The sequence below is a fragment of the Ruegeria sp. ABD4_443 genome, assembly GCF_056160865.1.
This window is the reverse complement of sequence record NZ_JBSWYA010000004.1, coordinates 135,429-151,872: the sequence shown is the minus strand read 5'-3', so window position 1 is coordinate 151,872 and position 16,444 is coordinate 135,429. Positions and strand designations below refer to the sequence as shown.

The 16,444-nt window shown below is 61.4% G+C and carries 15 protein-coding genes; 8 read left to right on the top strand and 7 right to left on the bottom strand.

Features of this window, described 5'->3' with window-relative positions; genetic code table 11:
• Positions 1-46 precede the first annotated feature (46 nt).
• Genes ACXAG8_RS09680 through ACXAG8_RS09660 form a run of 5 tightly spaced genes read left to right on the top strand, consistent with a single transcriptional unit; the run spans position 47 to position 4,824 of the window.
• Positions 47-577: a flagellar basal body-associated FliL family protein gene (locus ACXAG8_RS09680; RefSeq protein ID WP_475223660.1), complete on the top strand. Its 531-nt coding sequence runs from the start codon at positions 47-49 to the stop codon at positions 575-577.
• A gap of 9 nt (positions 578-586) precedes the next feature.
• Positions 587-1,141: a hypothetical protein gene (locus ACXAG8_RS09675; protein ID WP_475223659.1), complete on the top strand. Its 555-nt coding sequence runs from the start codon at positions 587-589 to the stop codon at positions 1,139-1,141.
• Positions 1,138-1,731, top strand: a complete 594-nt coding sequence (locus tag ACXAG8_RS09670) for a MotE family protein (RefSeq protein ID WP_475223658.1) — start codon at positions 1,138-1,140, stop codon at positions 1,729-1,731. Before ACXAG8_RS09675 ends, ACXAG8_RS09670 begins: the two co-directional genes overlap by 4 nt.
• A gap of 46 nt (positions 1,732-1,777) precedes the next feature.
• Positions 1,778-2,647 (top strand): flagellar motor stator protein MotA, encoded by an 870-nt coding sequence (gene motA, locus ACXAG8_RS09665; protein WP_475223657.1) that lies wholly within the window; start codon positions 1,778-1,780, stop codon positions 2,645-2,647.
• Positions 2,644-4,824 carry a hypothetical protein gene (locus ACXAG8_RS09660; protein ID WP_475223656.1) on the top strand — a complete coding sequence of 727 codons (2,181 nt, stop codon included), beginning with the start codon at positions 2,644-2,646 and terminating at the stop codon, positions 4,822-4,824. The genes motA and ACXAG8_RS09660 overlap by 4 nt, the downstream gene beginning before the upstream one ends.
• 121 nt (positions 4,825-4,945) lie before the next feature.
• Here the strand turns inward: ACXAG8_RS09660 and ACXAG8_RS09655 are convergent, their stop codons facing one another.
• From ACXAG8_RS09655 to betB, 3 genes are all read right to left on the bottom strand, one after another.
• Positions 4,946-6,298 (bottom strand): MmgE/PrpD family protein, encoded by a 1,353-nt coding sequence (locus tag ACXAG8_RS09655; protein WP_475223655.1) that lies wholly within the window; start codon positions 6,296-6,298, stop codon positions 4,946-4,948.
• Positions 6,295-8,718 (bottom strand): GcvT family protein, encoded by a 2,424-nt coding sequence (locus ACXAG8_RS09650; protein ID WP_475223654.1) that lies wholly within the window; start codon positions 8,716-8,718, stop codon positions 6,295-6,297. The genes ACXAG8_RS09655 and ACXAG8_RS09650 overlap by 4 nt, the downstream gene beginning before the upstream one ends.
• A gap of 123 nt (positions 8,719-8,841) precedes the next feature.
• Positions 8,842-10,296, bottom strand: a complete 1,455-nt coding sequence (betB, locus tag ACXAG8_RS09645) for a betaine-aldehyde dehydrogenase (RefSeq protein ID WP_475223653.1) — start codon at positions 10,294-10,296, stop codon at positions 8,842-8,844.
• Between the two features lie 175 nt (positions 10,297-10,471).
• On the opposite strand from betB, the gene ACXAG8_RS09640 reads away from it, so the two are divergent.
• Entirely contained in the window at positions 10,472-10,801 is a 330-nt protein-coding gene (locus ACXAG8_RS09640; protein WP_475223652.1) for a hypothetical protein, read from the top strand.
• On the opposite strand, the gene ACXAG8_RS09635 is transcribed toward ACXAG8_RS09640, so the two are convergent.
• Positions 10,802-11,338, bottom strand: coding sequence for a potassium channel family protein (locus tag ACXAG8_RS09635; protein ID WP_475223651.1), 537 nt, complete (start codon positions 11,336-11,338; stop codon positions 10,802-10,804).
• 42 nt (positions 11,339-11,380) lie between these two features.
• Entirely contained in the window at positions 11,381-12,286 is a 906-nt protein-coding gene (trhO, locus tag ACXAG8_RS09630) for an oxygen-dependent tRNA uridine(34) hydroxylase TrhO (RefSeq protein WP_475223650.1), read from the bottom strand.
• A gap of 96 nt (positions 12,287-12,382) precedes the next feature.
• Here trhO and pncA point away from each other — a divergent pair, with 96 nt between their 5' ends.
• On the top strand, positions 12,383-12,976 hold the full coding sequence (gene pncA / locus ACXAG8_RS09625; RefSeq protein WP_475223649.1) for a bifunctional nicotinamidase/pyrazinamidase: 594 nt from the start codon (positions 12,383-12,385) through the stop codon (positions 12,974-12,976).
• 3 nt (positions 12,977-12,979) lie between these two features.
• Here pncA and ACXAG8_RS09620 read toward each other — a convergent pair whose 3' ends face one another.
• Positions 12,980-13,513 carry a hypothetical protein gene (locus tag ACXAG8_RS09620; protein WP_475223648.1) on the bottom strand — a complete coding sequence of 178 codons (534 nt, stop codon included), beginning with the start codon at positions 13,511-13,513 and terminating at the stop codon, positions 12,980-12,982.
• Between the two features lie 165 nt (positions 13,514-13,678).
• Here ACXAG8_RS09620 and pncB point away from each other — a divergent pair, with 165 nt between their 5' ends.
• The gene (gene pncB, locus ACXAG8_RS09615; protein ID WP_475223647.1) at positions 13,679-14,971 is read left to right on the top strand and encodes a nicotinate phosphoribosyltransferase; all 1,293 of its coding nucleotides are present in this window, start codon (positions 13,679-13,681) and stop codon (positions 14,969-14,971) included.
• Here pncB and ACXAG8_RS09610 read toward each other — a convergent pair.
• A complete protein-coding gene (locus ACXAG8_RS09610) occupies positions 14,968-16,419 on the bottom strand; it encodes an aldehyde dehydrogenase family protein (RefSeq protein WP_475223646.1) in 1,452 nt (483 codons plus the stop codon). The two genes, pncB and ACXAG8_RS09610, sit on opposite strands and share 4 nt — an antisense overlap.
• Between the last annotated feature and the right edge of the window lie 25 nt (positions 16,420-16,444).

The following is a 16,444-nucleotide window of genomic DNA, read 5'->3' as shown; positions in this document are numbered from 1 at the left end:
CTGTTTGGACGATTGCCCTTAACAATCGGTTAGTTCCTGAGGGGGTATGACAGATTCCGAGAAATTGGATGAGGACGTCATGACTGACGCAACCGTGACCGAGGAACCGGCCAGCAAAAAATCCGCAAAAGCGGGGATAATCGTGGGATGTGTCCTGGCCCTTGCCGGGGCGGCTGGCGGGTTTTACCTGACCCGTTCCGGCCTTCTGCCCTTTGCGCAACAGCCGAAAGACCACGCTGACGAGGGGGCGGAAAAGGCAACGCCGGTCAAGGCGCTGCCCGCCATCAGCTACGTCGATCTTCCCCCGGTGATCGTGGCGGTCAATACCGGCGAATCACGGCACCTGAAATTTCATGCGCAGCTTGAGGTCAACGACCCCTATGCCTCGGATGTGGAATCGATGCTGCCCCGGATCATGGATGTCTTGAACGGGTATCTTCGCGCGCTCGAAGTGTCGGATTTCGAAGATTCGCTCGCGCTGGTGCGCATTCGCGGGCATTTGCAGCGCCGCATCGAAATCGTCGTGGGCGACGGTCGGGTGCGCGACGTTCTGATCACTGAATTCGTATTGAACTAGGAGGCGGGTTTGGAACTGATTGCCGATATTTTGCTGGTTGCAGGCGCGCTGGGTGCGGGCTTGTATTGCTTTGTTCTCGCCCGGCGCCTAAAGCGCTTTACCGATCTGGAAAAGGGCGTCGGCGGCGCGGTTTCCGTTCTGTCCGCGCAGGCGGATGAGCTGAAAACGTCCCTGGAGACCGCGCGCACGGCTTCGGACCATTCCGCACAGGCCTTGTCCGAACTGACCCAACGGGCGGAATCCGTCGCGCAACGGTTGGAGCTGATGATGGCTTCCATGCACGACCTTGAGGCGCGGGAAGAGGCGTCTGAAACAGGCCCGGATCAGTCCGCCCAAGACCATCAGGCCGAGGATAAGGTTGAGGATGAGGCCCCGCTGCCGGATGACGATCCCGACGACCCGCCGAACAGCGACGAGACCGCGGCCAACGCGTCTTCTCCCGAACCCGCGGAAACCCCTGCCCCGGTCGAAACCGCTGAACCCACGGACAAACCCGAGGCCAAGGCCCCCGAAGGCGTCATGTTCTTCCGGCACGCCCCGCGAAACGGTGCCTCGCCATCATGAAACGGACATCTGGCAATCCTTGTGGCAGAAAGGCGCGCGGTGGCGTTCTGACGGTCATCTCCGCGCTCATGATCGGGTCTGCGGTTCTGCGCATCGGTCTTGAGGCCGGTCCGGCCCTGGCGCGCACGGCACAACCCGAACCGGCTGCGGTGGCTCAGCCGGCCAAGGCCGATTCGCAGGACCGGGACATACAAACCCTGCTGACCGAGCTTTTGCGCCGAGAAAAAGCGCTGGAAAAACGCGAGGCCGCCTTGCAGGACAAGGAAAAAGCCCTGGAAATCGCAGGCCAGGCAGTGGACGCCAGGCTTGACGCATTGCATCAGGCCGAAGAGTCGCTGCGCGCAACACTGGCCATCGCAGAGCGGGCCGCCGAATCCGACCTGACGCGTTTGACCGAAGTCTATCAGAACATGAAGCCCAAGGATGCGGCCGCCCTGTTCGAAACCATGGACCCGGTCTTTGCTGCCGGTTTCCTGTCCCGGATGCCGCCGGATTCAGCCGCAGGCGTCATGGCCGGCCTCAGCCCCGAAGCCGCTTATACCATCAGCGTCGTAATGGCGGGGCGCAACGCGCGCGCGCCGCAAGAATGACCGGCATGCCAGCCGTATTCAGATACTGTTCCGTTGGAGATCGCAAATGATTGGAATTGTTGGAATTGTCGTCATCTTCGCCATGGTCTTTGGCGGTTATCTGGCCGCGGGCGGGAAAATGGCAATCATCCTGAAATCGCTGCCATTTGAAATGATGATGATCGGTGGCGCTGCGGTCGGCGCGTTCCTTATCAGCAACGATATGGGGGCCGTTAAACACACCGCCAAGGACCTTGCCAAGGTCTTTAAGGGCCCCAAATGGAAGCCCGAGGATTACCGCGATTTGCTGTGCCTTCTGTTTTCGCTAATCCGAATCGCGCGGGCCAACCCGGTCGAGGTTGAGGAACATATCGAAGACCCCAAAAACTCGACGCTCTTCTCTGCCTACCCCAAAATTCAATCCGATGCCGAGGCCGTCGATCTAATTTGCGACACGATGCGCTCGGCCGCCATGAACTATGACGATCCACACCAGGTCGAAGAGGTTTTGGAAAAGCGGATGGAAGCGAATTTTCATCACGCCATGCATTCCAGCCACGCGCTGCAGACGGTCGCCGACGGGTTGCCCGCCCTGGGCATCGTGGCCGCCGTTCTTGGCGTGATCAAGACGATGGGGTCCATTGACCAGCCACCCGAAGTGCTGGGCAAGCTGATCGGCGGCGCACTTGTCGGGACTTTTCTGGGCGTATTCCTGGCCTATGGGCTGGTCGGACCTTTCGCCGGAAAACTGAAGGCAGTCGTCGAAGAGGACAATCACTTTTACCAGCTTATCAAAGAAGTTCTGGTCGCCAATCTGCACAACCACAATGCGGCGATGTGCATCGAGGTCGGGCGCCAGAATACTCCGACGCATAACCGCCCCGGCTTTACCGAACTGGAAGACGCCCTGAAAGACCTGAAACAGGCTGCGGCATGATCCGGCTGGTTTTCCTTGCCGCGACGACGGTCCTGATCGCGGGGTTTGGCCACGCGCAAGAGGTCAGGATTCGTTCAGGTGAACATGGTGCTTTTACCCGGCTGGTCCTGCAGGTCCCGCCCGAAACGAATTGGTCCCTGATCCCGCTGGAAAGTGGTGCGCGTCTGGATGTCGACCTGGATGGCGTCACGTATGACACGGGCTCGGTTTTTGCGCGCCTGACCGGCAATCGGTTGACGGCCCTGTCCCAGGATGCACCCGGCACCCCGCTGGAACTGGCGTTCGGCTGCGACTGTGTCGCCACGGCGTTCATGCACCGACAGACAATGTTGGTGCTGGATATCGCGCCCGGAACACATGCGACGCCCAAAGGGCCCGCCGAGGTGCCACTTGCATCACCCGGACAGCTTCCCATGCGTCCGACTGTCCCGGATGACCTGACTGGCCCGTCCCTGCCGCATTTGTCCCAGAACCTGAACCAGTTTGATGAACAGTTGATGTTGCGCGTGCTTCAGGGTGCCGATCGTGGCATTGTTGACCTGCAAGTTGCGCCGCCCGGACCGCGCGCATCGGTTATCGGGGCGGACGGCAAAGCGCTGAGCCATTTTCCCTCCAATGTCCTGGTGTCGTCCGTTCTGGACGACCTGCACAGGATGAACGCCCCCGGCATCGCGCAGATCGATACCCGCCCCGCCTGTATTACCAATGCAGAGCTTGGCTTTGACACCTGGGCGGATTCGCGGCCATTTCCGCAGCAAGTGGCCAGTACGCGCGCTGAATTGTTCCAGGAATTCGACAAGGTCGATCCGGACCGGGTTCTGGATCTTGCCGGCATCTATGCCTTTTACGGGTTCGGCGCCGAGGCCGTTGAACTGGTGGCCCTGCTGGATACCGCGCCGCCGCGTGCTGATTGGATTGCGGCCATCGCGTATGTGGCCGATGAACGTGACCTGCCGGGGCAAAACCCATTTGCCGGAATGCAACGATGCCACGGGGATGCCGCGCTTTGGGCGGCGCTGACCGAACAAGAACTGCAGGCCGGGGCAGACCTGCAATCCATCGAAACCTCGTTTCTGCGGCTTCCGGGCCACTGGCGGCGCGCGGTCGGGCCTGCGCTGTCCGAAATCCTGGTAAAGGGGCAAAAACTAGAAGCAGCGCGCCGCATTCTGCGCGCGGTCGAGCGCATCGACATGCCGGGGCGACCCGTCGTTTCGCTTGCCAAGGCCGGGGTTTCGGCTGCCGAAGGCGACGGCGACAAGACCGAAGGCCTGCTGTCTGATGTGGTTACCCATTCGGAATCCGGGATCGAGGCGCCTCTGGCTCTGGCGCGGCTGATCGAAAAGCGCTGGTCGGACCGTGGTTCGGTTTCTGGCAAGGAAACGGACCTGATCGCCGCCTACGCGATAGAATTGCGCGACTCGGAACTGGGCCCGGTGATGGAGCGCAGCCATGCCGTCGCCCTTGCATTGGCGCAAGAGTTCGACCCGGCGCTTGACCTGGTGCGGTCACGCGATGCGGATCGGAAATGGGATGGAACGCGGGATCGGGTTCTTCAGGTTCTTGCAGAACGATCCGATGACCTGACATTTCTACGCCACACGGTTCTTCTGCCAGATGAAGTCACTGGCCACCTGTCGATTGAAACGGCCGTCATTCTGTCCGATCGCCTGGCATCCCTGGGGTTCGGCACGCGCGCACATGCTCTGGCGAACAGACAACATGACGTTCAGCGCCGGAAAGACAGGGCCGTCATACGCGCTCGGGTAGCGTTGCTGAATGGCCACCCGCACAAGGCCCTGCTGGAATTGTCGAACGATGAATCAACGCAGGCGCAATTGTTGCGCGCGCGGTCCCTTGCCGCGGCGGGCGCGCTGGCTGACTCGGCCGCGCTGTTCCGCGACCTGGGTGAGGCCGAGCAGGCCGACAGGCTTTTTTGGCTTGCCGGCGAACAAGAGCAGGCGGATCAGGCCCCAACCGGCAAATTTGCCACCATGGCAGGGTTGAGCCGGTCATTGGCGACCCCCGCCCCGCGTCAACCGGACCGACCACTTGCAGATGCCGCCGCGCTGCTTTCAAACAGTGCCGACGCGCGCCAGAACATCGAGCAATTATTGGCGACGCTTGATCAAACCCCACCGGGACCTGCGCCCGAAAAAGACCCTGAACAAGGCAACTGAGGACGAAATATCCCGGACCCGCGACCCAGCTGAACCACAGCGATCATGTTCTTGGTTCGCGGGTTTTGACACCTTGGCTCAACCGTGAAAAGGCGGCTGTTGCGCCTTGGGCACGGGCCGCTCAGGGCCTTGGCGGGTCATAAAGCAAACCACTCAGGTCCGAAAACCGCGCGCCGGGCTCGCTAAGGCTCAGGGTTGCCTGGCAAAGCTTGTTCGCGCGATCAGCCCCGATCACCGGAGCAGAGAATTGCAGGAACTTGTCGACGACTTCCTGGCGCGACAACGGATCCTCGGGACCGCCGCGCGCGTTGACATCTCTGGAATTCAGTACCCTGCCATCTGTCGTCGTAATCTGAATATCGGCCCAGCGGCCCCTGGGAAATCGGGCCGTGTGCCGCGCGGATTCTGACACCTGAATGCGGGTCATGACATCTGCGACGACCGGGTCGGCCAAGCCTGCCCCGGATACATGTTCGACCCCAATCCGGCCATACACGGCCTGAACCGCAGCCGCGAATGGCAGGGAATATTGCGCCTTGGATGTCGTGTCCGGTACGCCCGCGAACAGGCTTGCGGCCTGTTGAAAGCTGTTGATCTGAATATGACGGACATGATGATGGGTAAGGTTATTTTCCTGCATCAGCAAACGAACCCCATCCAGGGCGGCGTGGGCCCAGCGGCAAATCGGATAGGGCTTGATATACTGATGTTCGACCTGCCAGAAGTCACCCAGATCCTGCCAAAACCGCGCGACCTGGTCTTCTTCGACGGTCACGGCGGGCGCCCCGGCAAACCCGCGTTCAGCCAGGACCGCGGCGGACATACCCACCAACGCCCCCCAGCCCGACCCATCGTGCAACATCGTAGGATTGGCGATTTCGCGCATCATCTGGCTGCGCGGGCCGTGATATTCGGCAATTCCCAGGGCCTGCCGCAGCTGATTGGGGTTGTGGCACCGCATCCGCGACGCCATGGCCGCAACGCCCAGGACGTTCCAGGCGCCGGATGTGTGATAGTCGCTGACCGTGCCATGCAGCGCCATCGCCGCGCGCCCGGCGACCTCATATCCGGTTATCGCAGCGGCCAGAGCGTCGGCGCCGGACAGGTCGGGTCGATGCTCGGCAAGGGCGGCAAGGGCCGGCAGAACCACGACGCCAATATGGCCTTTGGTCGGATTATACCCGTCATGCCCATCCAGATTGTCGATCTGAGTAGCGCCGGCATAGGCCGCGCCCGCAATGCTGACCTGGCGCCCGTCAAACGGCATCCGCGCGCCAAAGCCCGGATCGCTGCTGGCGAACAGCAGGGCCGCGGTATCGCGCGCGATTATCCCGGCCTCCATCGGCCCGGCGGCAATGAGGATGCCCAATGTATCCAACAGCAGCAGCGCAACGGCCGTTTTGCTGGTTTCGGGCATGTCTTCGGCCGGCCGGCTCAAGACAAACCTGGCGACGCGGTCGAAGGATCCGGTCATTTGGCCACGTCCCGCAGCCGCAACCCATCCGGGTCGAACGGTGGATCGGCCAGCAGGGTCGCCCGGTGCGACCGCCCGAGGATGAATATTTCGACCCGATCCCCCGGTTGCGCCACCTTGGGGTCGGCAAACCCAATCGCAAGCGACTTGCCAACCGAATACCCATAGGCCCCGGACGTCACCCGGCCAACAGGCCGTCCATCCGGCGTGAAAATCGGCTCACCGCCCGAGGCATCGGCCAACTCGGCCTCGACCTCGAAAATCGACAGGACCTCACGCGGGGTGTTGTCTTTGACCGCCAAATAGGCGTCTTTGTGCAAAAACGCCTTGTCCAGCTTGATCAGCCCCGCCAGCCCGACCTGTTGCGGCCAGTATTCCTGGCTGTATTCACGGCCCCACGAACCATAGCCTTTTTCGATCCGCAATGACCCCAGCGCGCGCCCCCCGACGGGGCCGCCGCCCAGCTTGGCCGATACGTCCAAAAGCGCGGAATAGAGCCTGATTTGATCTTCTTCGGCGCAATGAAGCTCCCATCCGAGATCGCCGGTAAAGCTGACGCGGATGGCCAGGCATGCCACGCCGGCGACCGTGATCTGACGGGACCGCATGAACCTGAACCCGCTATTGGACAGGTCCGTTTCGGTCAGGTGCTGCAACAGCTCACGCGACTTTGGCCCCGCGACGCTGAACCCCGCAATGCGGTTGGTCGCGACCTCGAACGTGGTGCCTTCGGGCAGGGCGACCATGTTGACAAAACGTTGGTGATACCGCTCGGCCATGCCCGAGCCGATCATCATGTATTCGTCCTGGTCGACCTTGGTGATGGTGAAATCTCCGGCCACACCGCCACGGACCGAGATCATCGGCGTCAGACAGGATCGCCCCACTTCCGTTGGCACCCGATTGGCCACCAGCCGGTCCAGCCAGTCATGGGCGCCCGGTCCCTTGATGACGTAGTTGGCGAAATTCGAGATGTCGATCACGCCGACCGCCTGGCGCAGCATCCGTGTTTCACGCCCAACCGGTTCCCACCAGTTCTGGCGGGCAAAGCCGTTTGTTTCGCGCAGACCCGGCTGCTCGGCAAACCAAAGCGGGTGTTCCCAGCCGCAATTCAATCCAAAGACGCCCCCCAACTGTTGTTGCATCTGAAAGACGGGGCGAATACGGGCCGGACGCCCGGCGCTGCGTTCTTCGTTCGGGAAATGGATGGCGAACCGGTGGGTATAGGCATCTTCGACCCGGGCCTTGGTGAATGCCTTGTCCGCCCAATCGCCAAACCGCGCCAGATCCCAGGCGAACATATCGTATTGCGGCTCGCCTTCGATCATCCACTGCGCCGACAACAGGCCCAACCCGCCGGATTGCGAAAAGCCGGGGATGATGCCGGTGCAGCAGAAATAGTTCCGCAGCTCGGGCACCGGCCCCCAGATCGCGTTGGCATCGGGCGACCAGATCATCGGCCCGTTGATCACACGCTTGACGCCCGCCGTGGCGGCAACCGGCACACGGTCGGTGGCGCGGATGACGTTGTCCATGATCCGGTCCAGATCGTCGGGGAACAGGTCATGGGCAAAATCCAGCGGCGTGCCGTTTTCTGCCCAGAACTTCATATCCTTTTCATAGGCGCCGATCAGCAGCCCATTTCCTTCCTGGCGGAAGTAGTATTCGCCGTCGCGGTCGGCAATTGACGGCAAACGGCGACCCAGCGCGGCGACCTCGTCAATGGCCTCGGTGACGAAATACTGATGCTCGGTCGGTTGCAGGGGCAGTTCGATCCCCGCCATCGCCGCGACCTCGCGGCCCCAAAGCCCACCGGCATTCACCACCCACTGCGTGTGAATATCACCCTTTGCGGTGCGCACGATCCATGATCCATCAGACTGTTGTTCGGTCCCTAACACAGGGCAAAACCGCTGAATCGTGGCCCCCATCGCGCGCGCGCCGGCGGCATAGGCCTGGGTCACGCCGGATGGGTCGACATTGCCGCCATCGGGTTCGAACATGATACAGCGGACGTCATCAAACTGCGCCAGCGGGTGCAGCTCTTTCGCCTGTTCGCGGCTGATCTCGTGAAAGTTCAGGCCATAGAACCGGGCCTTGGCCTCTTGCAGGCGCAACTGGTGCTCGCGGTCCTCGGTCTGTGCCAGATATAACGAGCCCGGCTGGAACACCCCGCACCCCTGCCCGGTTTCCTTTTCCAGCTCTTTATACAAGTTCATCGTATAATGCTGGATGCGGGTGATGTTGTTGTTGTCGTGCAGCCCGTGGATATTGGCGGCCGCGTGCCAGGTCGATCCGCTGGTCAGTTCATCACGCTCCAGCAGCACCACGTCGGTCCAGCCGAGCTTGGCCAGATGATACAGGATCGAACATCCGACCAGCCCCCCTCCGATTACAACGGCCTGCGCGTGGGTTTTCATGGCTGAACCTCCTGCTGGCGGGCCGGATGACCCTTTCAGGAAAGTCAGCCACAGGTGCGGGGTGGCTTATGCTCTGTTCCCGACGCGAAATGTCGGGAACAGAGCCCGGTTGGCCAATTTCGCTTAGTACGGCGCCTCGACGTCGTTCATTGAGACATAGACCGTCTTCATCTCGCTGAAATGGTTGATCGCCAGTTTCGAGTTTTCGCGGCCGACACCGGACATTTTCGACCCTCCAAAGGGCGCTTCGACCGGCGCCAGGTTGTAGGTGTTGATATAGCATGTCCCGGCCTCGAACCCGGCCACGACACGGTGGGCGCGGGTCAGGTCATTGGTAAACACACCTGCCGCAAGGCCAAATTCGGTGTTGTTTGCGCGGGCCATCACCTCGGCTTCGGTTTCAAAGTCCAGAACCGACATGACCGGGCCAAAAATCTCTTCTTTGGCGATGGACATGTCGTCGGTGACATCGGCAAAGACGGTTGGCTGCATGTAAAAGCCATCACGGTCCAGACGGGCGCCGCCATAGACCAGCCGGGCGCCTTCGGCCTTGCCCTTCTGGACATATCCCAGGGCAATGTTCATCTGGTTTTCGCTGACCATCGGGCCAAAGGTGACGGTTTCGTCCATCGGGTCACCGATTTTCGCGGTCTCCAGCCGTTCGCAAAGACGGGCAAGAAAAGCGTCTTTGATGGCTGTGTGCACAAAGACGCGTGTACCGTTCGAACAGACCTGCCCGGACGAGTAGAAATTGCCCAGGATCGCACCCGATACCGCGTTTTCGATATCTGCATCGTCGAACACGATCATCGGGGACTTGCCGCCCAGTTCCATCGTGACGTGTTTCATACCTTCGGCGGCGGCCGCATAGACCCTGCGCCCGGTCGGAACCGAGCCGGTCAGCGACACCTTGGCCACGCGCGGATCGGTGACCAGCGACGCGCCCACCGCGCCATATCCCTGTATCACGTTATACACCCCGGCGGGGGCGCCTGCCTCGGTCAGGATTTCGGCAACCTGCAATGCGGACAGGGGCGTGGTTTCCGAGGGTTTGAAGACCATCGTATTGCCACAGGCCAGCGCCGGTGCGCCTTTCCAACACGCAATCTGGGTGGGATAGTTCCACGCGCCGATCCCCACGCAAACGCCCAGCGCCTGGCGGATCGTATACACGAAATCGCCCCCGCCCAGCGGAATATGTTCGCCCGTAAGCGACGCCGCCAGGCCACCGAAATATTCCAGTGCGTCCGCGCCGGATGTTGCATCCGCCACAAGCGTTTCCAGCAAGGGCTTGCCGGTATCATGGGTTTCCAGAACCGACAGGTCATGATTGCGTTCCCGCATGATATCTGCGGCCCTGCGCAAGATACGGCCCCGTTCGGTTCCGGTCATGGCGGCCCATTCCGCCTGCGCCGCTTTGGCGCTGTTCAGGGCCATTTCAACAATTGCCGGTGTTGCCGCGTGCAGTTGGGCGATGCGTTCGCCGGTTGCGGGATACAGGACGTCAATCGCGGCCCCGTCCGTATCTTCGACATATTGCCCATCGATGTAGTGGCTGGCCGGGGGTTGAAATCTCATGGAATCATCCTTTGATCTTTGTTGGATGCGCAGATAACGCGCACCACTACTGGTCGCAAGACGACGGGACAGGCTGGTTCGGAAACGGCGCCTAGGGGCGCGCGACCGGCGGAAATCTTGAAAAAGTTCCAAAAATGTTCTATATTTGTTCTCATGCGGAACGGAGGTTGTCGCGATGTCACATGCTGCCCGCCAAAGCTGGTTCGAAACGCCCAGCAATGATTACCACCTGCTGCCGGTCACCGACCGCCAGATGCGGTATGCGCGCGCGATTGCCGAGAAATCCGCCCTGGAAATCCCGGTCGAGGCACAGTGCGACCGCAAGGCCCTGTCTGATTGGATTTCAGCGCATAAACCCGCGGCGACATCGCAATTCGACAGTTACCCAACCGGCAAGCAGGTCGCCTTTGCCGAGCGTATCTCGCGCAGCAAAAGACGGCCCATTCCGGCCGAGTGCTTTCGGGACAAGTCGCGGATGTCGCGCTGGATCGACCTGAACCGGTGATCAGCCGTGCCCGTGGGTGCGCGAATAGATCGTGACTGCCGCCGCGACAAACAACCCAAGCAGGACATATCCCGTAACGGCCTCGGCCGCGGCAAGGGCGCGGCACAACCCGGCGGGGGACAGATCGCCATATCCGACCGTGGTAAAGGTGACATAGGAAAAATACAGCACGTCCGCCGGACCGTTGGCGCCGATGACACACAGGTCACTGTACCCGAATGCGCCGTAGACAGCGGCAAACAGGAAGGGCACGACCTGAATGAAGGACACCCCCATCAGAAACAACAGCCTGCGGGGCGACTTTACCTGCGTCATGTAATACCAGGACTGGGACACCAGCCAAACCACCAGGCCAATCGCCGCAATCGTGCCGATCGTGTCTCCGGCCTGCGTTTCGTTCAGGCGCGACAATCCATACCAGGCCAGAAAGCTGGCCAGAACCAGGCCCAGCGCTGCAACCAGGGTCGATTTCCATTCTTCCAGGGTTCTGGGTTCGTGGTGCATGTCAACTCCGTCTGGCCGAACTGCGGTGATCATCGGGCCTCGGGGCCTGTGCTGCAACCTTATTCCGGGCCGCGGTCAATCGGTTTTCAGATGCTCCGCCCCGCGTGTCCGGGCCAGGGCAATCTGTTTTTGCCGCTCGCGGAAACGCGCCTTGTCGGCGGATGAGGTCTCGTGAATACACTGATGGCAGGAAACGCCCTGTTCATATTCGGCGCGCGCCATATCCTCGGGCAGGATCGGCCGGCGGCAGCCGTGGCACAGGGAATGCGGCCCCTCGACCAGCCCGTGCCCAACCGACACGCGGTTGTCAAAGACGAAACACTCGCCTTGCCAGGAACTGTCTTCGGCGGGGGTTTCCTCAAGATATCGCAGAATACCACCCTTGAGGTGATAGACATCCTCGACCCCCTGCCCCAGCAGGTAATTGGTGGATTTCTCACACCGGATACCGCCGGTGCAGAACATCGCGACGCGCTTGTTGTGGAACCGGTCCTTGTTCTGTTCCCACCATTGGGGAAACTCGCGGAAACTGGCCGTTTCAGGGTCTATTGCGCCTTCAAACGTGCCAATCGCCACCTCGTAATCATTGCGCGTGTCGATGACGACCACATCATCCGAACGGATCAAGGCGTTCCAGTCCTGCGGCTCGACATAGTGTCCGACACTGGCGCGCGGGTCGACATCGGGCTGGCCCATGGTCACGATCTCTTTCTTCAGGCGCACCTTCATCTTGCCAAATGGCGGGTGATCGGATGTCGCCTCTTTCCACTCCAGGTCGGCGCAACCGGGCAGGGCTTTGACATGCGCCAGAACGGTATCAATTCCGGCGCGTGGCCCGGCGATGGTGCCATTGATCCCCTCGCTTGCCAGCAGCAGCGTCCCCTTGACCGATTGCGCGCGGCAAAGTTCCAGCAGCGGCGCCTGCAGCGCGGCGGGGTCCGGGAAGCGGGTAAAGTGATAGAGTGCAGCGATCGTATACATGCGCGCGGTCTAAACCCGCCCGGTCAGAGTCGCAAGAGACCGGATTGACGCCCCCCGCCCGGCACCCTACCGATAGGGCAACCCAAGGAGGCCGAAATGACCCACGCCCTGCTCGTAATCGACGTCCAGAACGATTTCTGCCCCGGTGGCGCACTGGCCGTCGCCCAGGGCGATCAGGTCGTGGCCCCGATCAACGCGATGATGGATGCGTTTGACGCCGTGATCCTGACACAGGACTGGCACCCGGCGGGCCATTCTTCTTTCGCGGGCACACATCCGGGCAAAGCACCGTTCGAGTTGATCCAGATGCCTTATGGCCCGCAGGTTCTGTGGCCCGATCATTGCGTCCAGGGCACCGAGGGGGCCGCATTTCACCCCAATCTTCGAACCGATGCCGACCTGATCATCCGCAAGGGCTTTCGCAGCGATATCGACAGTTATTCGGCCTTTTTCGAGAATGACCAGTCAACTCCGACCGGATTGGAAGGGTATCTGAACACCCGAGGGATCACGCAGTTGACCATGGTCGGGCTGGCGACGGATTTTTGCGTGCATTATTCGGCGGTCGATGCCGCGCGCCTGGGGTTTGACGTAACGGTCAGGACCGCAGCCTGTCGCGCCATCGACCTGGACGGATCACTGGCCGCCGCCGAAACCGCGATGCACGAGGCCGGTGTGACACTTGCCTGACCGTCAGGGCGACGCACCCGCAGCGGCCAGGAACTTGAGCAATACGAACAGGATCACGGCCAGCCCAAGGGCAAATCCGATACGGCCCGGCACCGTCCGCCGTTCGGGCTTGGTCGCAGTCTGTGGCGTCGGGCGCGGGTCACCCTGCGGCTCGCGACGCGAAACCCCCACCAAGGGCCGCGCCGTCCTGACATGGTTCAGAAACTGCCGAAAATCGAACTCACCGCTATATTCGCCCTGCACGCCCATGCTTTTGATATTGGAAAACAGGTTGCGCAGGATGCGTTCACGCGCCTCGGTGTCTTCGGGCAGGTAAAATCCGCGCGGCGTGACGCTGCCGGGCGTGTCCAGGCCAAAGCCCGCATCTAGGAAAATCTTGCGGATCTTGGGCGATGCCCCCCGCAATGCATCCGCCGTTTTCACGTCACGAAACAGCGCGCGCACCGGGACCGGCCCGGTCGCATTCGCAGCGATTTGCCCGCCTTCGGTTTCGCCCGGTTCCATAGCTACAATATCAAAGTCGTACTCGAGACTCATTCACAAACTTCAACCTTCTGGTTCCATCCCCCCTTCCCCCTAAACGGTGAAGAGCCCTTAGAATATGCCCGCATTGTGGCCTGACCTTGGCATTGTCACCGAATCCGCGACTCTTGCCATTCAGCGCCCCGATTGATCTAACAACGGAAATCGCAGGAGTTTCCCATGGTCGACATCGCGACCCGTGTCTACAACCACAAATGGAAGATCGACCCGATTGTGCGGTCTTTGATCGACACGGACTTCTACAAACTGCTGATGTGCCAGTCAGTGTTTCGCAACAAGCCCCAAACCGACGTGGTTTTTTCTCTGATCAACCGATCGAATCACGTCCCCCTGGCCCGTTTGATCGACGAGGGCGAGCTGCGTGAGCAGCTGGACCACATCCGCTCACTCAGCCTGAGCCGCGGTGAAAGCACATGGTTGCGGGGCAATACGTTCTACGGCAAACGCCAGATGTTCCGCCCCGATTTCATGGAATGGTTCGAGGATCTGAGGCTGCCGCCCTATCACCTGGAACGCAAGGGCGATCAGTATGAACTGACCTTTGAAGGCAAATGGCACGAGGTTATGTTGTGGGAAATCCCGGCGCTGGCGGTGCTGATGGAACTGCGGTCGCGCGCCGTGCTCAATAATATGCGCCGGTTCGAACTTCAGGTGCTTTATGCCCGCGCGATGACGCGGGTTTGGGAAAAGATCGACCAGCTGCGCGGCATTGACGGGCTGGGTATCGCCGATTTCGGTACACGGCGTCGGCATTCCTTTCTGTGGCAGGACTGGTGCGTTCAGGCGATGATCGAAGGGCTGGGCCCCGCCTTTACCGGGACGTCGAACTGCCTGATTGCCATGCGCCGCGAGGTCGAGGCGATCGGCACAAACGCGCATGAGCTGCCAATGGTCTATTCCGCCCTGGCCAAAACCGACGAGGCGCTGTCACAGGCCCCCTATGACGTCCTCAGCGACTGGCACGAGGAACATGACGGCAACCTGCGGATCATCCTGCCCGACACCTATGGCACAAAGGGTTTTCTGGACAACGCGCCAGACTGGCTGGCGGGGTGGACCGGTATCCGCATCGACAGCGGTGATCCGGCTGCGGGCGCGGAAATCGCCATTGACTGGTGGAAATCGCGCGGCGAAGACCCGATGGCAAAGCGCATCATCTTTTCGGACGGGCTGGATGTGGACAAGATCCAGGAACTGCACGCGCGGTTTGCGGGGCGTACAAACGTATCCTTTGGCTGGGGCACGCTGCTGACCAATGATTTCCGCGGGTTGGTGCCCGACGACGCGCTGGCGCCGTTCTCGCTGGTGTGCAAGGCGGTTTCCGCCAATGGGCATCCAACGGTGAAGCTGTCGGACAACCCCGAAAAGGCAATGGGCCCGCCAGACCAGATCGCGCGCTACAAACGCGTGTTCGGTGTCGGCGCACAAGAGTCGATCGAGGTCATCGTCTAGCCGTGATAGGCGGCGACCGTTTTTAGCTGTGAAAAGCCATAAAGCGCCTCAAAGCCCTTTTCGCGGCCATGGCCAGATTTGCCAACACCACCAAACGGCAGCTCGACCCCGCCGCCCGCGCCATAATTGTTGACAAACACCTGCCCCGAACGCAGTTGCTTGGCCAACCGCATCTGCCGGGCGCCATCCCGTGTCCAGACGCTGGCGACCAAACCGTAGTCTGTGCTGTTTGCTATGGTCAGAGCCTTTTCTTCTGTCTCAAACGGGATCAGCACCTGGACCGGACCAAAGATCTCATCCCGCGCCAGAACATGATCCGGGGCCACGTCCGCAAACAATGTGGGCGACACATAGGCCCCGCCTTCGGGCGGGTCTTCGACGATCTTGCCTTGGGCGGCGATGGTCAGGTCCGCGCCTTTGTCCAGAAATCCGCTGACGATCTGCTTTTGCCGGGCCGAGATCAGCGGGCCGACGCGCAGGTCCTGCATCGCCGGGCCAACGCTCAGCTGCTCATACGCCTCGGCCATGCGGGATCTGACCTGATCATAAACGCCGCGCTGCACCAGAATCCGAGACGATGCCGAACAGGTCTGCCCTGCGTTCTGGATGCCTGCATTCACAAGAAACGGCAGCGCGGCGTCCAGATCGGCATCGTCAAAGACCAGTTGCGGGGATTTACCGCCCAGTTCCAGCGTCACCGGCACCACATTGCGCCCCGCCGCCTGCTGCACCAAGGCGCCCGTCGCGACCGATCCGGTGAACGAGATATGGTCAACGCCCGGATGCCCGGACAGGGCTGCCCCCGCCTCGGCGCCCAGACCGGGCACAACGTTCAGCGCGCCGGCTGGCAAACCGGCCTCAACCGCGAGGTGGGCAAAGGCCAGTGCGGTCAGGCACGCCTCTTCCGCCGGTTTCAGGACGCAGGCATTGCCCATCGCCAATGCCGCCCCGACCGAGCGTCCAATGATCTGCATCGGATAATTCCAAGGCACGATATGACCCGTCACCCCATGCGGTTCGCGCAGGGTATAGACCGTGTAGCCGTCCAGATAAGGGATGGTCTCGCCCATCACCTTGTCGGCCGCACCACCGTAAAACTCGCAATACCGCGCCAGCGCCACCGCATCCGCCCGCGCCTGCGTCAGCGGCTTGCCCACGTCCAGCGCCTCAAGCGCGGCCAGATCGTCGGCGCGGTCCAGCACCAGTTGCCCCAGGCGGGTCAGGATTCGGCCCCGCTGCAACGCGGTCATGCGGCCCCAATCACCATCCAACGCGGCCCGCGCCGCAGCAATGGCCGCATCGACATCCGGGTCAGTGCCGCGCGCGATCCGGCAGATTTCGGCACCGTCCGACGGGTTGATCAATGGCAGGGTTTCGCCCGAGGACGCAGAGACCCAGGTCCCGCCAATCAGACACTGGGTGGGGTCAAACCATGGCTGTTGGGTCATATTGGGGCTCCGATTAGGGTCTAAC

What these genes read in the sequence shown, in the direction of transcription:
- ACXAG8_RS09680 (WP_475223660.1), top strand. Translation starts at nt 47, where the DNA reads ATGACAGATTCCGAGAAATTGGATGAGGACGTCATGACTGACGCAACC.
- ACXAG8_RS09670 (WP_475223658.1), top strand. Translation starts at nt 1,138, where the DNA reads ATGAAACGGACATCTGGCAATCCTTGTGGCAGAAAGGCGCGCGGTGGC.
- motA (WP_475223657.1), top strand. Translation starts at nt 1,778, where the DNA reads ATGATTGGAATTGTTGGAATTGTCGTCATCTTCGCCATGGTCTTTGGC.
- ACXAG8_RS09660 (WP_475223656.1), top strand. Translation starts at nt 2,644, where the DNA reads ATGATCCGGCTGGTTTTCCTTGCCGCGACGACGGTCCTGATCGCGGGG.
- ACXAG8_RS09655 (WP_475223655.1), bottom strand. Translation starts at nt 6,298, where the DNA reads ATGACCGGATCCTTCGACCGCGTCGCCAGGTTTGTCTTGAGCCGGCCG.
- ACXAG8_RS09650 (WP_475223654.1), bottom strand. Translation starts at nt 8,718, where the DNA reads ATGAAAACCCACGCGCAGGCCGTTGTAATCGGAGGGGGGCTGGTCGGA.
- betB (WP_475223653.1), bottom strand. Translation starts at nt 10,296, where the DNA reads ATGAGATTTCAACCCCCGGCCAGCCACTACATCGATGGGCAATATGTC.
- ACXAG8_RS09640 (WP_475223652.1), top strand. Translation starts at nt 10,472, where the DNA reads ATGTCACATGCTGCCCGCCAAAGCTGGTTCGAAACGCCCAGCAATGAT.
- ACXAG8_RS09635 (WP_475223651.1), bottom strand. Translation starts at nt 11,338, where the DNA reads ATGATCACCGCAGTTCGGCCAGACGGAGTTGACATGCACCACGAACCC.
- trhO (WP_475223650.1), bottom strand. Translation starts at nt 12,286, where the DNA reads ATGTATACGATCGCTGCACTCTATCACTTTACCCGCTTCCCGGACCCC.
- pncA (WP_475223649.1), top strand. Translation starts at nt 12,383, where the DNA reads ATGACCCACGCCCTGCTCGTAATCGACGTCCAGAACGATTTCTGCCCC.
- ACXAG8_RS09620 (WP_475223648.1), bottom strand. Translation starts at nt 13,513, where the DNA reads ATGAGTCTCGAGTACGACTTTGATATTGTAGCTATGGAACCGGGCGAA.
- pncB (WP_475223647.1), top strand. Translation starts at nt 13,679, where the DNA reads ATGGTCGACATCGCGACCCGTGTCTACAACCACAAATGGAAGATCGAC.
- ACXAG8_RS09610 (WP_475223646.1), bottom strand. Translation starts at nt 16,419, where the DNA reads ATGACCCAACAGCCATGGTTTGACCCCACCCAGTGTCTGATTGGCGGG.